Annotated in this window: 24 protein-coding genes; 10 read left to right on the top strand and 14 right to left on the bottom strand. The window is 69.5% G+C overall.

What is annotated here, in order from left to right; all coding sequences use genetic code 11:
- The first annotated feature begins 22 nt into the window (after nt 1–22).
- Nucleotides 23–292 (top strand): antitoxin, encoded by a 270-nt coding sequence (locus ACH4TV_RS35920; RefSeq protein ID WP_398405465.1) that lies wholly within the window; start codon nt 23–25, stop codon nt 290–292.
- 75 nt (nt 293–367) lie between these two features.
- Here the strand turns inward: ACH4TV_RS35920 and ACH4TV_RS35915 are convergent, their stop codons facing one another.
- From ACH4TV_RS35915 to ACH4TV_RS35900, 4 genes are read right to left on the bottom strand one after another with little or no spacing between them, the layout of a single operon-like run.
- On the bottom strand, nt 368–1,087 hold the full coding sequence (locus tag ACH4TV_RS35915) for a class III extradiol dioxygenase subunit B-like domain-containing protein (protein WP_398405464.1): 720 nt from the start codon (nt 1,085–1,087) through the stop codon (nt 368–370).
- A 34-nt stretch (nt 1,088–1,121) separates the two neighbouring features.
- The gene (locus tag ACH4TV_RS35910) at nt 1,122–1,391 is read right to left on the bottom strand and encodes a hypothetical protein (RefSeq protein WP_398405463.1); all 270 of its coding nucleotides are present in this window, start codon (nt 1,389–1,391) and stop codon (nt 1,122–1,124) included.
- 40 nt (nt 1,392–1,431) lie between these two features.
- A complete protein-coding gene (gene miaB, locus ACH4TV_RS35905) occupies nt 1,432–2,949 on the bottom strand; it encodes a tRNA (N6-isopentenyl adenosine(37)-C2)-methylthiotransferase MiaB (RefSeq protein WP_398405462.1) in 1,518 nt (505 codons plus the stop codon).
- Between the two features lie 40 nt (nt 2,950–2,989).
- Complete coding sequence (locus ACH4TV_RS35900) at nt 2,990–3,421, bottom strand: MazG nucleotide pyrophosphohydrolase domain-containing protein (RefSeq protein WP_398405461.1); 432 nt, start codon at nt 3,419–3,421, stop codon at nt 2,990–2,992.
- Nucleotides 3,422–3,549: 128 nt separating this feature from the next.
- On the opposite strand from ACH4TV_RS35900, the gene ACH4TV_RS35895 reads away from it, so the two are divergent.
- Nucleotides 3,550–4,548, top strand: coding sequence for a TAXI family TRAP transporter solute-binding subunit (locus ACH4TV_RS35895; protein WP_398405460.1), 999 nt, complete (start codon nt 3,550–3,552; stop codon nt 4,546–4,548).
- 10 nt (nt 4,549–4,558) lie between these two features.
- Here ACH4TV_RS35895 and ACH4TV_RS35890 read toward each other — a convergent pair whose 3' ends face one another.
- Together ACH4TV_RS35890 and ACH4TV_RS35885 are read right to left on the bottom strand one after the other, a co-directional pair.
- Nucleotides 4,559–5,971: an ATP-binding protein gene (locus ACH4TV_RS35890; protein WP_398405459.1), complete on the bottom strand. Its 1,413-nt coding sequence runs from the start codon at nt 5,969–5,971 to the stop codon at nt 4,559–4,561.
- A 9-nt stretch (nt 5,972–5,980) separates the two neighbouring features.
- Entirely contained in the window at nt 5,981–6,667 is a 687-nt protein-coding gene (locus ACH4TV_RS35885; RefSeq protein WP_398405458.1) for a response regulator transcription factor, read from the bottom strand.
- A 277-nt stretch (nt 6,668–6,944) separates the two neighbouring features.
- On the opposite strand from ACH4TV_RS35885, the gene ACH4TV_RS35880 reads away from it, so the two are divergent.
- The 7 genes from ACH4TV_RS35880 to ACH4TV_RS35850 all read left to right on the top strand — a co-directional run bounded on the left by ACH4TV_RS35880 (nt 6,945) and on the right by ACH4TV_RS35850 (nt 13,144).
- A complete protein-coding gene (locus tag ACH4TV_RS35880; protein WP_398405457.1) occupies nt 6,945–7,721 on the top strand; it encodes an amino acid ABC transporter ATP-binding protein in 777 nt (258 codons plus the stop codon).
- 90 nt (nt 7,722–7,811) lie between these two features.
- On the top strand, nt 7,812–8,660 hold the full coding sequence (locus tag ACH4TV_RS35875) for a glutamate ABC transporter substrate-binding protein (protein WP_398405456.1): 849 nt from the start codon (nt 7,812–7,814) through the stop codon (nt 8,658–8,660).
- A 96-nt stretch (nt 8,661–8,756) separates the two neighbouring features.
- Nucleotides 8,757–9,431, top strand: coding sequence for an amino acid ABC transporter permease (locus ACH4TV_RS35870; protein WP_398405630.1), 675 nt, complete (start codon nt 8,757–8,759; stop codon nt 9,429–9,431).
- A complete protein-coding gene (locus tag ACH4TV_RS35865; RefSeq protein WP_398405455.1) occupies nt 9,428–10,318 on the top strand; it encodes an amino acid ABC transporter permease in 891 nt (296 codons plus the stop codon). The genes ACH4TV_RS35870 and ACH4TV_RS35865 overlap by 4 nt, the downstream gene beginning before the upstream one ends.
- Before the next feature lie 276 nt (nt 10,319–10,594).
- Nucleotides 10,595–12,322: an FAD-dependent monooxygenase gene (locus tag ACH4TV_RS35860; RefSeq protein ID WP_398405454.1), complete on the top strand. Its 1,728-nt coding sequence runs from the start codon at nt 10,595–10,597 to the stop codon at nt 12,320–12,322.
- Nucleotides 12,323–12,469: 147 nt separating this feature from the next.
- Nucleotides 12,470–12,517 (top strand): hypothetical protein, encoded by a 48-nt coding sequence (locus tag ACH4TV_RS35855; protein ID WP_309506048.1) that lies wholly within the window; start codon nt 12,470–12,472, stop codon nt 12,515–12,517.
- 81 nt (nt 12,518–12,598) lie between these two features.
- On the top strand, nt 12,599–13,144 hold the full coding sequence (locus ACH4TV_RS35850) for a cysteine dioxygenase (RefSeq protein WP_398405453.1): 546 nt from the start codon (nt 12,599–12,601) through the stop codon (nt 13,142–13,144).
- Between the two features lie 70 nt (nt 13,145–13,214).
- On the opposite strand, the gene ACH4TV_RS35845 is transcribed toward ACH4TV_RS35850, so the two are convergent.
- The 5 genes from ACH4TV_RS35845 to ACH4TV_RS35825 all read right to left on the bottom strand — a co-directional run bounded on the left by ACH4TV_RS35845 (nt 13,215) and on the right by ACH4TV_RS35825 (nt 17,982).
- Nucleotides 13,215–13,817, bottom strand: coding sequence for an ArsR/SmtB family transcription factor (locus tag ACH4TV_RS35845; protein ID WP_398405452.1), 603 nt, complete (start codon nt 13,815–13,817; stop codon nt 13,215–13,217).
- Between the two features lie 223 nt (nt 13,818–14,040).
- Complete coding sequence (gene recX, locus ACH4TV_RS35840; RefSeq protein WP_398405451.1) at nt 14,041–14,931, bottom strand: recombination regulator RecX; 891 nt, start codon at nt 14,929–14,931, stop codon at nt 14,041–14,043.
- Between the two features lie 3 nt (nt 14,932–14,934).
- Nucleotides 14,935–16,059: a recombinase RecA gene (gene recA / locus ACH4TV_RS35835; protein WP_398405450.1), complete on the bottom strand. Its 1,125-nt coding sequence runs from the start codon at nt 16,057–16,059 to the stop codon at nt 14,935–14,937.
- A gap of 344 nt (nt 16,060–16,403) precedes the next feature.
- Nucleotides 16,404–17,705, bottom strand: a complete 1,302-nt coding sequence (locus ACH4TV_RS35830) for an AI-2E family transporter (protein WP_398405449.1) — start codon at nt 17,703–17,705, stop codon at nt 16,404–16,406.
- An 82-nt stretch (nt 17,706–17,787) separates the two neighbouring features.
- The gene (locus ACH4TV_RS35825) at nt 17,788–17,982 is read right to left on the bottom strand and encodes a DUF3046 domain-containing protein (protein ID WP_398405447.1); all 195 of its coding nucleotides are present in this window, start codon (nt 17,980–17,982) and stop codon (nt 17,788–17,790) included.
- 80 nt (nt 17,983–18,062) lie between these two features.
- On the opposite strand from ACH4TV_RS35825, the gene ACH4TV_RS35820 reads away from it, so the two are divergent.
- Nucleotides 18,063–19,019 (top strand): hypothetical protein, encoded by a 957-nt coding sequence (locus tag ACH4TV_RS35820; RefSeq protein WP_398405446.1) that lies wholly within the window; start codon nt 18,063–18,065, stop codon nt 19,017–19,019.
- A gap of 23 nt (nt 19,020–19,042) precedes the next feature.
- Here the strand turns inward: ACH4TV_RS35820 and ACH4TV_RS35815 are convergent, their stop codons facing one another.
- From ACH4TV_RS35815 to ACH4TV_RS35805, 3 genes are read right to left on the bottom strand one after another with little or no spacing between them, the layout of a single operon-like run.
- Nucleotides 19,043–19,351, bottom strand: coding sequence for an AzlD domain-containing protein (locus tag ACH4TV_RS35815; RefSeq protein ID WP_398405445.1), 309 nt, complete (start codon nt 19,349–19,351; stop codon nt 19,043–19,045).
- On the bottom strand, nt 19,348–20,058 hold the full coding sequence (locus tag ACH4TV_RS35810) for an AzlC family ABC transporter permease (RefSeq protein WP_398405629.1): 711 nt from the start codon (nt 20,056–20,058) through the stop codon (nt 19,348–19,350). The genes ACH4TV_RS35815 and ACH4TV_RS35810 overlap by 4 nt, the downstream gene beginning before the upstream one ends.
- On the bottom strand, nt 19,959–20,948 hold the full coding sequence (locus ACH4TV_RS35805) for an AraC family transcriptional regulator (RefSeq protein ID WP_398405444.1): 990 nt from the start codon (nt 20,946–20,948) through the stop codon (nt 19,959–19,961). The genes ACH4TV_RS35810 and ACH4TV_RS35805 overlap by 100 nt, the downstream gene beginning before the upstream one ends.
- Nucleotides 20,949–20,972: the final 24 nt, after the last annotated feature.

The raw sequence follows: 20,972 nt of genomic DNA, 5'->3' as shown, positions 1-20,972 counted from the left end.
TGCCCGCGAGGGAAGGTGAACCATGGGTCTGCTGGACAATCTGAAGGCAAAGCTCACCCCGGCCAAGGACAAGGTCTCGGGCCTCGCGCAGCAGCACGGGGACAAGATCGAACGGGGTCTCGACAAGGCCGCGAAAGTGGTCGACGAGAAGACCAAGGGCAAGTACAGCGACAAGATCCATACGGGCACCGACAAGGCGAAGGGCGCCGTCGACCGCATCGCACACAAGGACGACGGCACCCGGGACGACACGTTCACGCCACCGCCGGACGCGCCTCCACCGGCTTCCTGACCGGCACGTACAACACAACACCACGACACATCGGCGGACGGCCGTGGAGCACACGCTCCCGGGCGTCCGCCGTGATCACGACCAGGCCGCGACCACGTACCCGACGCCGTACGGCGCGTCCTCGTACAGCAGTGTCCCCGCGAGGTCGGTGTTCTCGGCCGCGCCCGCGAGGACCTGCCAGGGGGCCCGGCCCGAGACCTTCAACTCGTACGCCAGTTCCGCGTCCAGCGCCTTGAGCGCCGCCACGTCCGCCGTCCGCAGCGCACGTGTGACCTCCTCGTCGAAGCCCAGGGCCCGCTCGTCCAGGTACCCCGGCGCCTTGAGCGTGCGGCACGCGCTGGCGTCGCCCATCACCAGCAGTGCCACCCTTTCCGCTCGCCCGCCGATGTCCCTTCCGACATCGATGCACCGCTCGGCGGCCAGCGGTTCCCCCACGCCGAGGCCTTCCACGGGCGTGTCGGACCAGCCGGTCCGTTCCAGCAGCCACGCGGCCACGGCGAGCGCCGGCGGAAGCTCCCCGTCCTCCGCTGCCGGGCCGGCGTCGCCGGCACCCAGGCGTACGTCGAGATCCACCCCGAAGCCGCGGAACGAGCCCCGTGTGCCCGCCGGGTGCGGTCCGCGCCCGCTCGGCCCTGCGGGCCCGACGACCAGCAGCCGGTCGGGGCGGGAGGCCGCGAGCACGCCCAGCGCGTCCGTGCACGCCGCGCGCGCGGCGTCCAGCTCGGGGGCGGCGCCCGCGGCCACCTCGGGCACGAGGAGGGGCGGACAGGGGCAGACAGCGGCGGCGACAAGCATGATCGGCAGGGTAACCCCGCAGGACGACGGCGCGTCAGTCCTCGATGAGCACGTCCGTCAGGTCGATGACCGTCAGGAGCAGCACGACCAGCTTGCCGTCACTGATCACGTACTCGATGAAGAGGTTGCGCGAGAGGGCGATCTCACGTGTTGTCTCGTCACCGCGGACGGAGTGGGAGAGCTTGTGCCGCGGGTCGGTCACCAGTATGGCCAGGCCACGCTCCAGCACGTCCCGCCGGTCGGCGGTCAGGCTGTCGCGCACATGGGCGGCCTCTTCGGTGAACGCGACTCTGTACGGCAACATGTGATGCTCCCTTCCACTCCAACCGCATTGTGGCAGGACGTCAGTCGCTGCCGCAGCCGCTCCCCGTGGCCACCGGCAGCGGAGCCGGCACCCCGATCTTCGGCAGGCCGAGCAGCACGCCCGCCGGCTTCGCGGCCTCCGCGGTGTTGCGCTTCGCCCAGGCGTCACCCGCGCGCGTGGGACGCACGTTCAGGACGGCGCCCTCGGCGAGGAGGTGGTGCGGGGCGGCGTAGGTGATCTCGACCGTGACCACGTCGCCCGGGCGCACCTCGGTGTCCGGCTTGGTGAAGTGGACCAGGCGGTTGTCGGGGGCGCGGCCGGAGAGGCGGTGGGTGGCGCCGTCCTTGCGGCCCTCGCCCTCGGCGACCATCAGCTCCAGGGTGCGGCCGATCTGCTTCTTGTTCTCGTCCCAGGAGATCTCCTCCTGGAGGGCGGCGAGACGCAGGTAACGCTCCTGGACGACCTCCTTGGGGATCTGGTTCTCCATGGTGGCGGCCGGGGTGCCGGGCCGCTTGGAGTACTGGAAGGTGAACGCCTGCGCGAACCGTGCCTCGCGCACCGCGTGCAGCGTCTGTTCGAAGTCCTCCTCGGTCTCCCCGGGGAAGCCCACGATGATGTCGGAGGTGATCGCCGCGTGCGGAATGGCGGCCCGCACCTTCTCGATGATCCCCAGGTAGCGCTCCTGGCGGTACGAGCGGCGCATCGCCTTCAGGATCGTGTCCGAGCCGGACTGCATGGGCATGTGGAGCTGCGGCATCACGTTCGGCGTCTCGGCCATGGCGGCGATGACGTCGTCGGTGAAGTCGCGCGGGTGCGGGGAGGTGAACCGGACACGCTCCAGGCCGTCGATCTTCCCGCAGGCCCGCAGCAGCTTGCTGAAGGCCTCGCGGTCGCCGATGTCGGAGCCGTACGCGTTGACGTTCTGGCCGAGCAGCGTGATCTCGGAGACGCCCTCGGCGACCAGCGCCTCGATCTCGGCGAGGATGTCGCCGGTGCGGCGGTCCTTCTCCTTGCCGCGCAGGGCCGGGACGATGCAGAAGGTGCACGTGTTGTTGCAGCCGACGGAGATCGACACCCAGGCCGCGTACGCACTCTCGCGCCGGGTCGGCAGGGTCGACGGGAACGCCTCCAGCGACTCGGCGATCTCGACCTGGGCCTCTTCCTGCACGCGGGCGCGTTCGAGCAGGACGGGCAGCTTGCCGATGTTGTGCGTACCGAAGACGACGTCCACCCAGGGGGCCCGCTTCACGATGGTGTCGCGGTCCTTCTGCGCGAGGCAGCCGCCCACGGCGATCTGCATCCCGGGGCGCTTCGTCTTCATCGGGGCGAGCCGGCCGAGGTTGCCGTACAGCTTGTTGTCGGCGTTCTCCCGCACCGCGCAGGTGTTGAAGACGACGACGTCCGCGTCACCGTCCGCATCCTTGGGCGCGCGCACATAACCGGCGTTTTCGAGCAGCCCGGACAATCGCTCGGAATCGTGGACGTTCATCTGACACCCGTAGGTGCGCACTTCGTATGTCTTGACGTCCACTGCCTGGCTCCGGTCACTGCTGCTCATGCGACAAGGGTAGGCGGTGCGCGACGTGGGGCCGTACGGGTTACTGCTCGCCCGCGTTCCAGCCCTGGCCGCGCAGAACGGCTCCGACGTCGGGGGCCCGGTAGTGGTCGCCCTTGAGCACCTTGCCGTCGGCCCTACGGGTGACCAGGCCGTCGGGGCCCAGCTTCGTCATGTTGGCGCGGTGGATCTCGGCGATCACCGCGTCGAGATCGATCCCGTGGACCAGAGCCGTGCCGTACGCGACGTACACGACGTCGGCGAGTTCGTGCGCCAGCCGGTCCAGCGGGCCCGTGACAGCGACCTCGGCGACCTCCGCGGCCTCCTCCGCGAGCAGCTCACCCCGGTGCGCCGCGAGCTTCGGGGAGACCTCGGCGGGCGTGGCGCGGGCGTCCAGTCCGAAGGCGAGGTGGAATTCGCGGACGAGACCGGCGGGTGAGACGGGAGTGGAGGAAGAAGAGGTACCGGGGCGCATGCGCCGACTCTAACGATGTCGTGGCGGCTCTCCGGGGGACCGGTCCGATCGTCGTACGGTAGAGGCCGCCTCCCCCACCTCCCCCTTTTCCTGGCCAGCACGGGGGCTGTACTGGCAGGATCTCGCGCATGTTCACGGTGCTCCCCCGGATCCGCAGGCGACAGGCCCTCATGGGGTCGGCCGCCGCTTTCGTGGTCTTCGGGCTGCTGCTGTGGTGGCTGCTGCCGCTGGACGAGGACCCTCCGTCCGGCACGATCACCTTCAGCACCGGTTCGCCTTCCGGCGTCTACCAGCAGTACGGCTCGGGGCTCAGCACGGCCTTCGCGAAGGACATGCCGGACCTGGACGTACGGATGATACCCAGCCAGGGATCGCAGGAGAACGTCGAACGGGTGGCCACGGGCGACGCCGACTTCACCATCGCGGCGGCCGACGCGGTGGAGACGTACATATTGAGGAACCGGCCGGGGGCCGACACGCTGCGCGGGGTCGCGCGCCTCTACGACGACTACGTGCAGCTTGTCGTACCGCGCGACTCCAAGATCTCGACCGTTCAGGACCTGCGGGGCAAGCGGGTGGCCATCGGGCTGGAGAACTCCGGTGTACGCCTGATAGCGACAAGGGTGCTGACCGCCGCCGGTCTCGACCCGGCCAAGGACATCAAGCCCTTCGCCGAAGGCATCGACACCGGGCCCGGGCGGCTTCAGCACGACCAGATCGACGCCTTCTTCTGGTCGGGCGGGCTGCCCACGAACGGTCTGGTGCAGCTGGCGAAGACCTTCTCCTTCCGCTTCGTCCCGCTCGACGCGGACCTGGTCGCCAAGCTGCACGAACAGGGCGGAGCCTCCCGCTACTACCGGGCCACCAACATGCCCGAGTCGGCCTACCCGGCCGTCCAGGACGGCTCGACCGTGGCGACGATCGCGGTGTCCAACCTGCTCATCACACGCGAGGGCGAGGACCCGAGGCTCACCGAGTGGCTGACCCGGTCGGTGATCAAAAGCCGGGACCGCATCGGCGCCGACGTCCACTCGGCGCAGCTCGTGGACCTGCGGACCGCCATCTACACCGACCCGCTGGCCCTGCACGAGGGCGCCCGGCGCTACTACCGCTCGGTCAAGCCGTAGAGCGGATCGCTCAGGACGCCGGGCCCGACCTCGGCACCCGTACTGTCACCTTCAGGCCGTGCGGTTCGTGATGGTCGTACGAGATCGTGCCGCCGCCCGCTGCCAGCAGAGTCCGGGAGATGGACAGGCCGAGGCCCGAGCCCTTGACGTTCTGGTGGCGGCCGCTGCGCCAGAAACGGTCGCCGATACGGGCGAGTTCCTCGTCGGTGAGGCCCGGGCCGCCGTCGGTGACCACGACCGTCGAGGTCTCGCCGTTCGACGCGACCGACACCTCCACGCGCGCGTCCTCGGGCGTGAACTTGACGGCGTTGTCGATCACCGCGTCCAGGGCGCTGGACAGGGTGACCGGATCGGCCCACGCGGTCGTGGCCGGGCAGTCGCCGATCAGACGTACGCCCTTGGCCTCGGCGAGCGGGGACCAGGCCGCGACGCGCTCGGCCGTCAGCGCGCCGATGTCGGTGAGTGCGAGGTCCGCCTCGGCGTGCTCGGCCAGCGCCAGGTCGAGGAGGTCGTCCAGGACCTCGGCCAGCCGCCTGCCCTCGGTCTGGACCGAGGCGATCTCCTCGTTTCCCTCCGGCAGTTCGAGTGCGAGCAGTTCGATGCGCAGCAGCAACGCCGAGAGCGGGTTGCGCAGCTGGTGCGAGGCGTCCGCGACGAAGGCGCGCTGCTGCTCCAGTACTTCTTCGACGTTGTCCGCCATTTCGTTGAACGACCGGGCCAGTCGTCTGAGTTCCGGCGGCCCGCCGGCCACCGCGACCCGGGACTTCAGGCTGCCGGTCGCGATGTGGTGGGTGGTGGCGTCGAGGACGCGTACGGGCCTGAGCACCCAGCCGGTCAGGCGCAGGGCCGCACCGACGGCGAGCAGCATCGCGGCGAACTCACCCGCGCCGATGATGACCCAGCCGTGCAGTGTCCGCGAACGCATCTGCCCGGTGGGCGAGTCGGTGACCACGACGGCCACGACGTCGCCGTCCCGGATGACCGGCGACGCCACGACGAGCCGGTGCCGCTGCCAGGGCCAGACCTGCTTCGGATCATGGCTGCGGCGTGAAAGGAGCGCCTCGGCGAACGCGTCACGCACCTCGCCCGTTTCCGGCAGGTACCAGGTGGCCGGAGCATGGGCCATGGGGGCATCGTTGCGGTAGAAGACACCGGCACGAATGCCGTAGACGTCGTAGTAGCTCTCGAGTTCCCGCTGGAGGGTCTCGCCGCGCTCGTCGGTGGCCAGGTCCTTGACGCGGGACCCGGTGGGCCGGTCGGTGACGAACTGGGCGAGCGCCGCGAAGCGCGCGGTGTCGTCGATCCGGTCGACCACCACGGTCTGCTGCTGGGCCGCGGCCACACTGATGGCGAGCGGGATGCCGAGCGCGAGCAGGACGGCCGCCATCAGGACGATGAGCAGCGGGAGAAGACGTGTGCGCACCCGTCCCCGCTACTGGGCCGGGGCGACGAGCCGGTAGCCCACGCCGCGCACGGTCTCGATCAGCGCCGGCATGCGCAACTTGGCGCGCAGGGACGCGACGTGCACCTCCAGGGTGCGACCGGTCCCCTCCCAGCTGGTGCGCCAGACCTCGCTGATGATCTGTTCACGGCGGAACACCACTCCGGGGCGCTGCGCGAGCAGCGCCAGCAAGTCGAACTCCTTGCGGGTCAGCTGGACGACCGAACCGTCCACGATGACCTGCCGGGTGGACAGTTCGAGCCGCAGGGACCCCAGGAGCAGCGCGTTCTCACCGGCCTCGGCGGCGTCCTCGTGGACTTTGCGCCGGCTGACGGCGTGGATGCGGGCCAGCAGTTCCCCGGTGTCGTACGGCTTCACCACGTAGTCGTCGGCGCCGAGGTTGAGGCCGTGGATGCGGGAGCGGACGTCGGAGCGCGCGGTGACCATGATCACGGGGGTACTGGTGCGCTTGCGGATCTTCCCGCAGACCTCGTACCCGTCCTGGTCGGGCAGGCCCAGGTCGAGCAGTACCACGGCGAAGCCGTTGCCTTCCGGGACGAGGGCCTGGAGGGCCTCCTCGCCGCTGCGGGCGTGCGTGACGTCGAAACCGTGCCGCGCCAGGACCGCGGACAGCGCGGCGGCGACATGGTTGTCGTCCTCGACGAGGAGCAGTCTCATCGCGGCCCCCTTCGGTTCATCGGTCGTTCGGATTCGACTTGTACACCACATGGCGTGCACCAGCGGAGTACACCATGGGGACATACGCACGCGCGTGCATGGTTCCGGCTGCGGACCGGTTCCGTTATCCAGCCGGTACGCCTCTTTCGGGGGGCGCTACAGGGTGTGTTGACCTGACATCAGATCGTTATGCTCAATTTCCCCTCAGATGTAATGACGCTGGTCTCGCGGGGTCACTACTGTCCTCCGAAACCGAGGTGGACGGAGCCAGTAAGCGATGACCGAAGTATCGGTGGCCAAGGACAGCGTGCCCGCGACCGGCGATCTGGTCGTCCTGAAGAGCGTCAACAAGCACTTTGGCGCGTTGCATGTTCTCCAGGACATCGACCTGACCATCACCCGCGGCGAGGTGGTCGTGGTCATCGGACCCTCCGGGTCCGGTAAGTCCACCCTGTGCCGCGCCATCAACCGCCTGGAGACCATCGACTCGGGAGACATCTCGATCGACGGCAAGCCGCTGCCCCAGGAGGGCAAGGCGCTGGCCCGGCTGCGGGCCGATGTCGGCATGGTGTTCCAGTCCTTCAACCTTTTCGCGCACAAGACCGTGCTCGAGAACGTGATGCTCGGCCAGATCAAGGTCCGCAAGGCCGACAAGAAGGTGGCCGAGGAGAAGGCCCGCGCCCTGCTCGACCGGGTCGGCGTGGCCACACAGGCGGACAAGTACCCCGCGCAGCTGTCCGGCGGCCAGCAGCAGCGCGTCGCCATCGCCCGCGCGCTGGCGATGGACCCCAAGGTCATGCTCTTCGACGAGCCGACGTCGGCTCTCGACCCGGAGATGATCAACGAGGTCCTGGAGGTCATGCAGCAGCTCGCGCGTGACGGAATGACCATGATCGTCGTCACCCACGAGATGGGGTTCGCCCGTTCGGCCGCGAACCGAGTGGTGTTCATGGCGGACGGCCGCATCGTCGAAGAGGCTGTGCCGGACCAGTTCTTCAGCAACCCGCGCAGCGACCGCGCGAAGGACTTCCTGTCCAAGATCCTGCACCACTGACGAATCCGCACCGACGACGCGCCCGAACCAGTTACGGCCTGTGTCACCCGCAACGACGGCGTTCTCCTCACCACGCAAAGGATGTTCACCATGAAGCTCCGCAAGGTCTCCGCCGCGGCGGCCACCGCACTCGTCCTCGCCCTGACGGCGACCGCGTGTGGAGGCGACGACGGCGACAGCGGCGACACCGGCTCGGGTTCCGGTGGCGGCGACAAGATCAAGGTCGGCATCAAGTACGACCAGCCCGGGCTCGGCCTGAAGGAGCCCGACGGGTCCTTCTCCGGCTTCGACGTGGACGTGGCCACATATGTGGCCAAGGAGCTCGGCTACGAGCCCGACCAGATCGAGTTCGTCGAGACCAAGAGCGCCGACCGTGAGAACGCGCTCGCCCGCGGCGACGTGAAGTTCATCGCGGCCACCTACTCGATCAACGACGAGCGCGCCAAGAAGGTCGACTTCGCCGGCCCGTACCTGCTGGCCCACCAGGACCTGCTGGTCAAGTCGGACTCGGACATCACCGAGGCCACGGACCTCAACGACAAGAACCTGTGCTCGGTGGTTGGCTCCACCTCGGCGCAGAACGTCCACGACGACTTCGCCCCGAAGGCCAACCTGAAGGAGCTGAGCGGGTACTCGGAGTGCATCTCCGGCCTGCAGGCCGGCTCCGTGGACGCGCTGACCACGGACGACTCGATCCTCGCCGGCTTCGCCGCGCAGGAGCAGTACAAGGGCAAGTTCAAGCTCACCGGCCTCAAGCTCAGCAACGAGAACTACGGCATCGGTGTGAAGAAGGGCGACACCGAGACGGTGAACAAGATCAACGCCGCCCTGGAGAAGATGGTCAGCGACAAGTCCTGGCAGAAGGCGGTCGACGACAACCTCGGTCCGGCCGGCTACAAGAACGAGCCCGCGCCGAAGATCGGCAACATCGTCAAGTAACGCGAGGGTTCACCGGCGTGCCGTCGCCGATTGCGATCAAGGCGACGGCACGCCGCGCTGTCCACGTACGCCACCCACCCGGAAGCGCGGGAGATCGTGTTCGACTTTCTTTCAGACTATGACGACCCGAGCATTTGGGGCGCCTTCTGGATGACGGTGAAGCTCACCGCCCTCTCCGGCGTCGGCTCCCTGGTCTGGGGCACCCTCCTGGCCGCGATGCGGGTCAGCCCGGTCCCGCTCATGCGCGGGTTCGGCACCGCCTACGTCAACATCGTCCGGAACATCCCCCTGACCGTCATCATCCTCTTCACCTCGCTCGGTCTCGCCGACATCTTCGGCATGACGATGGGTGCCTCCGACTTCGGGGTCCAGGGCTTCCGGTTGGCGGTGCTCGGCCTCGTCGCCTACACCGCGGCGTTCGTCTGCGAGGCGATCCGTTCGGGCATCAACACCGTGCCGCTCGGCCAGGCCGAGGCTGCACGCGCCATCGGGCTGAGCTTCAGCCAGACCCTGTCGCTGATCATCCTGCCGCAGGCCTTCCGCTCGGTCATCGGCCCGCTGGCCAACGTATTGATCGCGTTGACCAAGAACACCACCGTGGCCGCCGCGATCGGCGTGGCCGAGGCCGCCTTCCTGATGAAGGAAATGATCGAGAACGAGGCCCAGACGCTGCTCATCGGCGCCGTCTTCGCATTCGGGTTCGTGGTACTGACCCTCCCGACCGGCCTCATCCTGGGCTGGTTGAGCAAGCGACTGGCGGTGAAGCGATGAACTCCGTCCTCTACGACGCCCCGGGGCCCCGCGCCAAGCGGCGCAACGTCCTCTTCTCGGTGGCTTTCTCCATCCTCCTGATCCTGCTCCTGTGGTGGATCTGGCAGACCATGGACGACAAGAACCAGCTGGAATGGGCCTTGTGGAAGCCGTTCACCGAGTCGCAGGCCTGGACGACGTATCTGCTGCCGGGACTGGCCGACACGCTGAAGGCGGCGGCTCTCGCCATGCTGATCGCCCTTCCTCTGGGCGCCTTCTTCGGCATCGCCCGCCTCTCCGACCACCGTTGGGTGAGGATTCCGGCCGGTGCGGTGGTCGAGTTCTTCCGGTCCATCCCGGTGCTGCTGCTGATGCTGTTCGCCAACGAGTTCTACGCCCGCTACACGGGCGTCGGCACTGAACAGCGGCCCCTGTACGCGGTCGTCACCGGCCTCGTGCTCTACAACGCGTCCGTCCTCGCCGAGATCGTCCGGGCCGGCATTCTGTCCCTGCCGAAGGGGCAGTCCGAGGCCGCGATGGCGGTCGGGATGCGCAAGGGCCAGACGATGACCAACGTGTTGCTGCCGCAGGCCGTCACCGCGATGCTGCCGGCCATCGTCAGCCAGCTCGTGGTCATCGTGAAGGACACCGCGCTGGGCGGCGTGATGATCGGGTTCACCGAGCTGCTCAACACGCGCACCACACTCGCGGCCGTCTACGGCAACGTCATCCCCAGCTTCATCGTGGTGGCGATCATCTACATCGTGCTCAACTTCATCCTCACCAGCTTCGCGAGCTGGCTGGAGAAGAGGCTGCGCCAAGGCAAGAAGTCCACCGGAGTCGTACTCAAGCCGGAGGACGCCGCGATCGCGGGTGCGGCGGGGACCGGTGCGGGCGGCTCCATCTGACGGGCGGTCAACTCGTATGGCCTGCCCGGAGACAGTGGCATGACAAACACGGAGGCAGTGGCGCGTTCGCCGCTGCCTCCGTCGCATGCCCCGACGCCCCTGCACATTCCGTACCAGCGGAAACGTCGAGTGGGTCACGGCAGACACCTGTGGTGCGTCCAGCTTGACCGGGTGGCGCGGAGTCTGTTGCATACGTTCTGTGATCGTGCACCCTGCTCCAACTTCCTGTTCACTTGCGTCGATGAAGACGTCGCTCTGGGCAGGGGGCGCCGCGCCATGGACCCGGTGATCATCGTCGGGGCGGGGCCGGTCGGGCTCACGCTCGCGCTTGCGCTGGCCCGCCAGGAGGTCCCTTCGGTCGTCCTCGACGAGGGGCCGGGCAAGGACGACCAGCGCCCCGCGCGCACGGTCGTGCTGCGCGAGGACACCGCCGCGCTGCTGGAGCGGCTGACCGGCGTGCCGATCTCCGAGGCCGGTTTCCACTGGGCCGGATGGCGGTCGATGCGACGCAAGCAGGTGATGCGTCAGATCTCTTTCGGCGCCGGAGAAGACGACGGGCCGGCCGAGGGATCCCCCTTGGGGCTCGGACCGGAGCCCGTCGCGGAATCCGACATCCCCTTGCACGTCGCCCAGCACGTACTGACCGGCGCCCTGCGGGCGGCCATCGCGCGCGAGCGGCTCGTCAAGGTCGCGCTCAACAGCCGCCTCGACTCCGTCGAGCAGGAGCCCTCAGGCATCACGGCACACACCCGCGGCCCCGGCGGCACCTGGTGGCGGGGCAGCTACCTCGTCGGCTGCGACGGTCCGCGCTCCACCGTGCGCAAACTCCAGGACATCCGCTTCCCCGGCCGTACGGCGGTGGAACGACACGCCGTAGCGGCGCTGCGTACGGAACTTCCGTGGCCCGGTGAGGCGTTGTTGCACCGGATGCCGCCGTGGCGGACATCCGGGCCCTCGGCCGGGGAGATCACCGCCCGCCCCCTCCCCGACGGCGTGTGGCGCCTGGACTGGCTGCTGCCGCCCGGCAAGGACCTGGTCACTCCCGAGCTCCTCGTGACCCGCGTCCGGGAGACCCTCGCGGGCTGGAGCGGCGGCCCCACACCGCCGTACGAACTGCTCGACACGGGCGTCCACATCGTCCACCACCGGCTCGCCCGGCGCTGGCGGGCCGGCCGGGTCTTCCTCGCCGGGGACGCCGCGCACCTGCTCGGCGCACTCGGTACACAGGGTCTGGACGAGGGGCTGCGGGACGCCGACAACCTCGCCTGGAAGCTGTCCCTGGCCTGGCACCACGGGCCGCACGAGGCGCTGCTGGACAGCTACCAGACCGAGCGGCGCGCGGCCGTCTCCGCCCGGCTGCGCGCCGCCGACCAGGCGCTGCCGCTGCTGCGCGGCGGCGGAGGGCTGCGGTCGTACGTCCCCGGGTCGGCCCGCGGACACGACGGTCTCCTCACGGACGGTCACTTGGGGCGCGGCATCCTGGGCGCGCCGGGGGCGTACGCCCATTCGCCGCTCGCGCCCCAGCACATCGAGGCGGAGGTCGCGGTGGACACCCCACCCGGCTCGCAGGTGACAGACGTACAGGTCACCGCGGAGGACGGCTCCTTCGTGCGCCTGCGGGAGCGGCTCGGCCGCGGTGCGCTGCTGGTGGTCCTCATCGCGCCGGGTACGGGTGTGTGGGAACGCAAGCACTGGGTGAGCGCCGGGATCATGCCCCGGCTGGCGGCCGCGGTGGCCGCGCTGCCGAATCCGGCCGAGCTGCTGGTCGCCGAGAGCTATCCGGGCGCCGCCGCCCACACCGTACTTCTGGTCCGCCCGGACGGGCACCTGGTCACGGCGCTGAGCGGGGTACGCCCGGCCGACCTGTACTCGGCGGCCGAGGCGACCCTGGGCGGGCCCGCGCAGGAGAGGGAGAACGACAGAGCGGGCACGGCGGGCGAGAGCGACAAGGCCGGTGATTCGAACACGACGGCGAACGCCGAGGCCGCCGCGGGAACCCGCTGACGCCTCCCCCGTCCGCCCTTGCTGTCCACCGCTCTCGGCACCGCGCGTCCACATGGTGACAGCGAGTTGACCGCTCCACACCGTCATGCTGTACTCCGGAGCGTGACCGATGCCGACACCGATGTGCGCCTGTGGCGGAGGGTTCATATGGACCTCGTCCGCTATGCGGGCTGCGTGTGTCGTCCGTCCTGCTGAATTCGCATCCCTGCTTCCTGCGCGCGTCGCTCACATGGGCCATCGCGCGCTCCCCGCGAAACGCTCACCAGGACGGTACCCGTGTCCGTGTCACCCTCCGTATCCGCGTCCCCTCAGGTCTCCGGGACTCCCAAGACCCCCACGCAGGCGGATCTGCTCGACTTCGTACGACGTACTGCCGCCGACACCGAACTGATCGCCTCCCTGCCGCTCGACCCCGAGGGCCGCACCTGGGTGCGTCTTGAGGGTCCCGGCGGCAGCGAGGCCTGGCTGATCGGCAGGCCGCCCGGCACCGGGACCGGCTGGCACGACCATGCCGACTCGGTCGGCGCCTTCCTCACCGCGGCCGGTGAGCTCAAGGAGAACTCGCTCGCCGCCCGGCTGCCCACCGACGGCTGGAAGACCCTCGAACTCACCGAGGGCGTCGACCGGGAACGGCGACTGCCTTCCGGCCAGGGCCGGGGCTTCGGCCGCCACCATGTGCACGAGGTGCTCAACGAGTCCCGCGACCGGCACGCGATCTCCGTCCACGCCTACTACCCGCCCCTGCCGCAGATCCGCCGCTACAGCCGTACGGGACAGGTTCTGCGCCTGGAGCACGTCGAGCGCCCTCAGGACTGGCAGTGAGCCCTCGATCGATGTGATCGAACAGCCTGCCGGCACGGACGAGTTGCTGGACCACGTAGTCGAGTCCCCTTTACGCGCGCGTGGAGGGCCACGAGACGTACAGGCCGCGCAGACCCGTTTCGAAGAACGACCGGAGTTCGGGCAGCGTCAGCCGGATGGTGCCGCGCGAGTACGGGAAGGCGTCCGCCCAGAGGTCGGTGGAGAGCTCGCCCGCGGCACGCTGCACCTGCTCGAAGAGCTCCAGGTCGGCGGCGTAGGCGTGGTGGTTCAACTCGTCCATCACGTGCCGCATTTCGGGACTCTGACGGCTGCGCGGCGGAAAGCGACGGTCACCGGGGACAGCCCGCCACCAGCGTTCACGACCGTGCCCGGCGGTCTCCCGAACCTCTTCCACGAAGCCGTACCGGGCGAGTTCGCGCAGGTGGTAGCTGGTGGAACCGGTGTTCAGGCCTAGTGCCCGGGCAAGCGTGGCGGAGGTGGCGGGACCGTGCACGGTGAGGTGCTGCAGCACGCTCTGGCGCCGGGGCTGGGCAAGCGCCTTCAGCGTGGCGAGGTCGGATAGCTCGCTGGGAAAGGGGGCCGCTTCCGACGGCTCTACGGCGGTCGGTCGGTGTTCCCTCTCCATGGGCTCCGAGAGCGCTTGTGCCTGCGGGGCGCCGGGTTCCTGTGCCATGCGTACACAGTCGTCTGTGCACACATACCTGTGCACTGCGGTGATCCGGCGTTTTCAACGGGGGGGGGTTGTCCCCACCCCCGCCCCGAAGTCCTTCTGCTGTCCGCCGGGCCCTGAACGCGGTCGGCGCCCCCGCGCGTCTACCGTGTCCAGGGCCGGGGACGCAGACCTCCCGAGCGGACAACAGCCTCTCGGGACGGCCAAACCTCCGGTACAACCGGGTTCAGAACCCGTCGTCCGCGAGGAACTCGGTGTCCTCGCCCTCCTCCTCCAGTGCCTGCCGGACCACCCGCAGGGCCATGCCCTGGGGGTAGCCCTTGCGGGCGAGCATGCCCGCCAGGCGCCGCAGCCGCTTGTCGCGGTCGAGGCCGCGTGTCGCACGCAGCTTGCGGGCGACGAGTTCACGCGCGGTCGTCTCCTCCTGCTCGGAGTCGAGCTGCCCGACAGCCTCGTCGATGAGCGTCGAGTCCACGCCCTTGGTGCGCAGCTCCTGCACGAGCGCCCGCCGGGCCAGTCCCCGGCCGTGGTGGCGGGACTCGACCCAGGCGTCCGCGAACGCGCTGTCGTTGATCAGTCCGACCTCCTCGAACCGCGACAGCACCTTCTCCGCGACGTCGTCCGGGATCTCCCGCTTGCGCAGGGCGTCCGCGAGCTGTTTTCGCGTACGCGGGGTCCCGGTGAGCAGGCGCAGGCAGATCGCCCGCGCCCGCTCAGCCGGGTCCGCCGGCGACTCCGCCTTCTCGGCCCTCGACGAGGAAACGGAACCTCCGTCCTGTGGGTCGCCGCCCGGCTCGCCAAAGCCACGCTGCCGACGGCGACCACGCCCACCGCGTGAGCCGCCCTCGCCATACGGACCGCTCTCGCCGCTCAGGGCACCGTCACCGCGGCGCCGTCTGCCTCCCGGCGAACCGTCACCGCGACGAGATCCGGCCCCGAGGCCTCCGTCACCCTCGTACAACCCGTCGCTCTCATGAGTCCCGCGGCCACCCCCGTTCGACCCGTCATCCCCAAGGGCGCCGTCACCGCCCTCGGTGGGGCCCCTGTGACTCCCACCGCCCCGGCCTTCCGAGGCACCGGGGTAGGCGTACTCGGCCCAGTCGGTTCGTCGTGTCACGGGCTAGCTCTTGGCCGCCGTGGCCTTGGGCTTGGTGGCCTTGGCCGCCGGAGCGGGCACCGTCTTCGCGGCCTCGTCCGAGACGACCGTGACCGCCGCGTCCGCACCCGGCTCCGCAGTGGGCTTCTCCGGCTTCACACCGACCCCCAGCTTCTCCAGGATCTTCTTCTCGATCTCGTTGGCGAGATCGGGGTTGTCCTTGAGGAAGTTGCGCGCGTTCTCCTTGCCCTGGCCGAGCTGGTCACCCTCGTACGTGTACCAGGCGCCGGCCTTGCGGACGAAGCCGTTCTCCACGCCCATGTCGATCAGGCCGCCCTCGCGGCTGATGCCCTGCCCGTAGAGGATGTCGAACTCGGCCTGCTTGAAGGGCGGCGCGACCTTGTTCTTGACGACCTTGACGCGGGTGCGGTTGCCGACCGCGTCGGTGCCGTCCTTCAGCGTCTCGATGCGCCGGATGTCGAGCCGCACCGAGGCGTAGAACTTGAGCGCCCGGCCACCGGTCGTGGTCTCCGGGGAGCCGAACATCACGCCGATCTTCTCGCGGAGCTGGTTGATGAAGATCGCGGTGGTCTGGGACTGGCTCAGCGCACCGGTGATCTTGCGGAGCGCCTGGCTCATCAGGCGGGCCTGCAGACCCACGTGCGAGTCACCCATCTCGCCCTCGATCTCCGCACGCGGGACGAGCGCGGCGACGGAGTCGATGACGATGAGGTCGAGGGCACCGGAGCGGACCAGCATGTCCACGATCTCCAGGGCCTGCTCGCCGTTGTCCGGCTGGGACAGGATCAGGTTGTCGATGTCGACGCCGAGCTTCTTCGCGTACTCGGGGTCGAGGGCGTGCTCCGCGTCGATGAACGCGACCTGGCCGCCGGCCTTCTGCGCGTTCGCCACCGCGTGCAGGGTAAGCGTCGTCTTGCCGGAGGACTCCGGGCCGTACACCTCCACTACTCGGCCGCGCGGCAGGCCGCCGACACCGAGGGCGACGTCGAGTGCGGTCGACCCGGTGGGGATGACCTCGATGGGCTCATTCGGCCGTTCGCCCAGGCGCATCACCGCGCCCTTGCCGAACTGCCGTTCAATTTGTGCGAGCGCGGCGTCCAACGCCTTGTCGCGGTCGGTTCCTGCCATGGGTTCCACCCGATTTGCTTGAGTCGATCGCTTCACGTCAAAGACGCTAACGCCTGCCACTGACAATGCGCTCCGACGTCCGTCCACCCTGTGGATAACTCGGGTACATCTCCATGAAAACCCTGACGAAATCCCCGTCAAGAGCCTCGCCGGAGCCTCCATGAGAATGGATGTTCGATTTTCGTGTCAAGCGCACCACGCGGCTCCTCCGAGACTACGTTCGCGGTCCGGCAACGGCCCGGAGGCCGGGCTCGGCGCCCCCACACGGCCGCACACCCAGCCGCTCCGCCCGCGGGCGACGCCTGACGCGGCGTCCGACTCCCACGCCCCGGACCGGCAGCCACTCAAGCGGGCGTAGAGCCTTCCCCAGACCCAGACCCAGACCCAGACCCAGACCCCGGTTCCGGCGTCCCCCTGGAGTCGACAGCCGACCCACGCCCCCACAGGCTCCGTACGCGCGTGACGACCCCCGCGCCCCGCCCTCGTCCACGGTGTCCGTGGACACGGGGGTCGTCCGTGACGTCGTACCGCTTCACGTACGCCCCCAGGAACGCCTGGAGCGTGGCGACCGCCGGGATGGCGATCAGCGCGCCGACAGCACCGAGGAGCGCGGTGCCGGCGACGACCGAGCCGAAGGCGACCGCAGGGTGGATGTCGACGGTCTTGGCGGTCAGCTTGGGCTGCAGCACGTAGTTCTCGAACTGCTGGTAGACCACGACGAAGACCAGCACCCACAGCGCGTACCAGGGATCGACGGTGAAGGCGATCAGCATCGGCAGGGCGCCCGCGAGATAGGTGCCGATGGTGGGGAGGAACTGCGAGACCAGACCCACCCAGACGGCGAGCACGGGCGCGTAGGGCACGTCCAGGAATTCCAGCAGGATGTAGTGGGCGACCCCGGAGATGAGCGCCATCAGGCCGCGCGAGTACAAGTAGCCGCCGGTCTTGTCGACGGCGATCTCCCACGCGCGCAGTACCTCGGCCTGCCGGGCGGGCGGCAGTACGGAGCACAGGGTGCGGCGCAGTCTCGGCCCGTCAGCGGCGAAGTAGAACGCGAACAGTGTGACCATCAGCAGCTGGAAGAGGCCGCCCAGCACCTGGGCGGAGACGTCCAGGACACCGGTGGCGCTGTTCTGGACATAACTGCGCAGCCAGTCGGAGCGGAGCAGGCCCTCCTGGACGTCCACCCGCTTCAGGTCGGTGTTGAAGTGCGCGTTGATCCAGCTGATCACGGAGTCGAGATAGGCCGGGAAATCCTCAACGATCTTGATGATCTGACCCGCGAGCATGGAGCCGAGCAGGGTGATGAATCCGGCGATCGCGATGACCAGGCCGATGAACACCAGGAAGGTGGCCAGACCCCGGCGCATACCGCGCGACGCCATGCGGCTCACCGCGGGTTCGATCGCGAGCGCGGCGAAGAACGCGATGAGGATGTTGATCAACAGGCCCGTGAGCTGGTGGAAGGCCCAACTGCCCAGCTGGAACAGGCCGACGAGGGCGAGCGCCAGCATCATCGCGCGCGGCAGCCAGCGCGGCATGCGCGCGCCCTGCCCGGCGGTGTACCCGGCCGGGGGTGTGGGCGGCGTCGTGCCGAAGGGTGATGCCTGCTGTCCGAGCTGCCCGGTCTCGTCTGTGGATGCCACGGAGCAAGTCTCGCCCACGCCACCGGCAATCAGTCGCCGCCCTTCGATCTTCGCGGCCGACCGACGTCGCTTCAGCGTGATTTCACCGGTTTTCCGATGGAACGTTCATGGCCGTACACACCACGCGCCACACGTCCTTGGCCTCCCAGCCCGTGTCCAGGGCCTCGTGCACGGTTCGTCCGCCGAGTTCCGTCATCACGTGATCGCGCGCGAAGGTGTCGGCGTACTCCGTACCGAAGTGATCCGCCATCCGCTGCCAGAAGACCGTCAACCGCATGACTTCAGTATCCCGCCCCTGAGAGTGGGCCCGCGCCGGGACCGCTTTCCGGGACCGCTTTCCGCCCTACCGTCTGACGCATGGCCGAAACAGGAGCATCCCCACTCCCCCCGACGCCCCCGGCGCGTTCCCCGCTCTTCCGTGCCGAGCACTTCGTGTGGCTCACCGCGCGCGTGCTGGAGCAGCGCCGCTTCGCCTACCACTTCCTCGACGGAGGCGCCGACGCGGTCGAGACCGCGCTGGACGCCTATCGCAACGAGGACGGCGGATACGGCCACGCGCTGGAACCCGATCTGCGCGGCCCGGTCAGCCAGCCCCTGCACACCGGGCACGCGCTGCGCGTCCTGGAGGCCATCGGGCGCTGCGGCGGGCAGCGGGTGGAGCGCGTGTGCCGCTATCTGACCTCCGTCTCCGCACCGGACGGCGCGCTTCCGGTGATCCGTCCCAGCCGGCACGGCTATCCGGCGGCACCGTTCATGCCGATGGTGTCCGACTCTCTCCCGGCACCCCATGGCTCCCTCCTCGCCACCGGCCCGGTGGTGGGCCTGCTGCACCGCAACGAGGTGTGGCACGCCTGGCTGTTCCGGGCCACGGACTTCTGCTGGCAGGCGGTCGACTCCCTGGAGAAGTCCCATCCTTACGAGGCCGAGGCCGCCGTGGCCTTCCTGGACTCGGTTCCGGACCGCTCGCGCGCGCAGGCGGCGGCCGACCGGCTGGGGCGCCTGGTGCGCGAGCACCGGCTCGTGGCACTCGACCCGGAGCGCCTCGACGCCCACCCGGTAGCAGCCGGTTACGCCCCCGGTGAGCATCACTTCCCGTACGACTACGCGAGGACGCCCGGTTCACTCGCGCGCGCGTGGTTCACCGAGGAGGAGATGACACGCTCCCTGGACTTCCTCGCGAGCGAGCAGCGGGAGGACGGTGGCTGGCCCGTCCGCCGGCGCGCCTGGGCACCGGGAACCGCCCTGGAGGCACGCCCCATGGTGACGGTCGAGGCTCTGCGCACCCTGAAGGCGTACGGCCGCCCCGTCGGCTGACTCCAGGAGCGCGGGCACGGCACTCAGCCGGTCATCGCCCGGACCCCCGCCGTCACCACCACGGCCGCCGCGACGACGAGCAGGAAGGGAGCACGCAGCACCAGCGCCACGGCGGCTGCGGCGAGCCCTGCGGCCTTCGCGTCCAGGACGAGCACCCGCCCGTCGGCGAAGGCCTGCTGGGCCGTGAGAGCGGCGAGGAGGGCGACGGGCAGCAGCGCTGCCAGCTTCCTGACGAGCGGACGTTCCAGGACACCTGCGGGCACGAGCAGCCCGGCGAGCTTGACGACGTAACAGCCCAGGGCGGTCACGCCGATCGCGATCCAGACGTTCAACGGTCCACCCCCTTCCCGTCCTTCGCCCCACGGCGGCCCTGTACGTACAGAACGGCGGGCGCGGCGAGCGCGGCCACCAGAACCGGCACACCGGACGGCAGTACGGGCAGCAGCCCGAGCCCCAGCATCACGGCGAGACCCGCGACCGCGCGCTCCACGCCGGTCTTCAGCATCGGCGCGAGCAGTGCCAGGAAGACAGCCGGCCCGGCGGCGTCCAGGCCCCACGCGTCGGTGTCCCCGATGGCCTCGGCCCCGAGCCCGCCGAGCAGCGTCGTGAGGTTCCACAGCACGTACAGAGTGAGCCCGGTGACGGCGAATCCGATCCGGGCACTGCGCCTCGTGGGCTGTGCCAGGGCGACCACCGTGGTCTCGTCGATGACCCATTGGGCGGCGAACGGCCGCACCGCGCGCGGGAGTGCCAGCAACTGCGACAGGCGCAGCCCGTAGAAGGCGTTGCGCACCCCCAGGAAGAAGGCACCCGCTGCCGCGGCGAGCGGATTGCCCCCGGCCGCGAGCGCGCCCACGAGCGCGAACTGGGAGGCCCCGGTGAACACCAGGAGGCTGAGCGCACAGGTCTGCAGCAGCGTGAGTCCACTGCCCACCGAGGTCACCCCGAAGGCGAATCCGGACAATCCGACGGCGACCCCGACTCCGAGGGCGTCTCGTACGACGGCGGCGTCCGGTTTGCCTCCGTCGTCGGCACATATGTCTGCGAGAGCTGTCTGTTCTGCCACCCGTCCGACGGTAGGAGCAGGTGCCCCGACGGGTCTTGTACGTTCTTGCGCTCGCGCTGGTACGCCCCTGGGGGCACGCCCACGATCCGGGTGAAGTGCCGGTTGAGATGCGGCTGGTCGGTGAAGCCGACGGCGACGGCCGCCGCAGCGGGCGCGGTACCCGCGTCCAGCAGCCGCCGCGCCCGACGCACGCGCGCGTCCGTCAGCCAGGCGTGCGGGGGTAGACCGTACGTGTCGCGGAACGCCCGCAGCAGCGCGAAGGGGCTGGTGCCCAGGTCCTTGGCGAGCCTCTCCAGCGTCGGCGGCTCAGCCATCGTCTCCTCCAGCACAGCACGCGCGCGTGCCGCGATCCGCCCGCCCGCCGTACGCACCACCCGTTCCTGAAGGGTCCCGCCGTTGAGCCGGAGCAACCGGGTCACCGCCACCCTCAGCAGCGTGTCGGCGGCCAACGCGTTGCCTTCCTCTGCCGCACGCAGCACCTCATGGACCAGAGCAACCGAGTACGAATCGTCGAACACGGGCGCGACAAAACCCGGGTTCCCCCGAATCACCGTGGTCTCCGCGGCGATCTCGGCCACCACCTCGGGCGCCGGGTAGACAGCCCCGTACCGCCACCCGTCGGGAACCCCCGCCCGCCCGGTGTGCGGCGTATCGGGATTGACCAGCGCGAGCGCCCCCGGCCCCGCGTACTGATCGGCCCCTCGATGATGAAAGACCTCGACCCCTTCCGTGATGGCGGCAATGACGAAGTTCTCATGGGTGTGCCGGACAAAGGCCTTGTGGATGTACCGGGCGCGCAGAAGATCAACCCCGGGCAACTCCGCATACCGCCAATGCCGAGCCCGCTCTTCCGAACCTCCCATACCCCCATTCTCCGCGAAGGCGAC

The sequence above is a fragment of the Streptomyces sp. NPDC020898 genome (assembly GCF_044333925.1).
In the GTDB taxonomy this organism is placed as follows: domain Bacteria; phylum Actinomycetota; class Actinomycetes; order Streptomycetales; family Streptomycetaceae; genus Streptomyces.
Note: the sequence above shows the minus strand (reverse complement) of the source record. Positions and strands in the feature narration are given on the sequence as shown.

Excerpts from the sequence above, each read along its gene's own strand:
- ACH4TV_RS35885 (WP_398405458.1), bottom strand. The coding sequence starts at position 6,667 with ATGAGACTGCTCCTCGTCGAGGACGACAACCATGTCGCCGCCGCGCTG.
- ACH4TV_RS35820 (WP_398405446.1), top strand. The coding sequence starts at position 18,063 with ATGGCCGAAACAGGAGCATCCCCACTCCCCCCGACGCCCCCGGCGCGT.
- ACH4TV_RS35875 (WP_398405456.1), top strand. The coding sequence starts at position 7,812 with ATGAAGCTCCGCAAGGTCTCCGCCGCGGCGGCCACCGCACTCGTCCTC.
- ACH4TV_RS35880 (WP_398405457.1), top strand. The coding sequence starts at position 6,945 with ATGACCGAAGTATCGGTGGCCAAGGACAGCGTGCCCGCGACCGGCGAT.
- ACH4TV_RS35845 (WP_398405452.1), bottom strand. The coding sequence starts at position 13,817 with ATGGCACAGGAACCCGGCGCCCCGCAGGCACAAGCGCTCTCGGAGCCC.
- ACH4TV_RS35865 (WP_398405455.1), top strand. The coding sequence starts at position 9,428 with ATGAACTCCGTCCTCTACGACGCCCCGGGGCCCCGCGCCAAGCGGCGC.
- ACH4TV_RS35895 (WP_398405460.1), top strand. The coding sequence starts at position 3,550 with ATGTTCACGGTGCTCCCCCGGATCCGCAGGCGACAGGCCCTCATGGGG.
- ACH4TV_RS35900 (WP_398405461.1), bottom strand. The coding sequence starts at position 3,421 with ATGCGCCCCGGTACCTCTTCTTCCTCCACTCCCGTCTCACCCGCCGGT.
- ACH4TV_RS35910 (WP_398405463.1), bottom strand. The coding sequence starts at position 1,391 with ATGTTGCCGTACAGAGTCGCGTTCACCGAAGAGGCCGCCCATGTGCGC.
- ACH4TV_RS35860 (WP_398405454.1), top strand. The coding sequence starts at position 10,595 with ATGGACCCGGTGATCATCGTCGGGGCGGGGCCGGTCGGGCTCACGCTC.
- recA (WP_398405450.1), bottom strand. The coding sequence starts at position 16,059 with ATGGCAGGAACCGACCGCGACAAGGCGTTGGACGCCGCGCTCGCACAA.
- ACH4TV_RS35915 (WP_398405464.1), bottom strand. The coding sequence starts at position 1,087 with ATGCTTGTCGCCGCCGCTGTCTGCCCCTGTCCGCCCCTCCTCGTGCCC.
- ACH4TV_RS35920 (WP_398405465.1), top strand. The coding sequence starts at position 23 with ATGGGTCTGCTGGACAATCTGAAGGCAAAGCTCACCCCGGCCAAGGAC.
- ACH4TV_RS35825 (WP_398405447.1), bottom strand. The coding sequence starts at position 17,982 with ATGCGGTTGACGGTCTTCTGGCAGCGGATGGCGGATCACTTCGGTACG.
- ACH4TV_RS35805 (WP_398405444.1), bottom strand. The coding sequence starts at position 20,948 with ATGGGAGGTTCGGAAGAGCGGGCTCGGCATTGGCGGTATGCGGAGTTG.
- miaB (WP_398405462.1), bottom strand. The coding sequence starts at position 2,949 with ATGAGCAGCAGTGACCGGAGCCAGGCAGTGGACGTCAAGACATACGAA.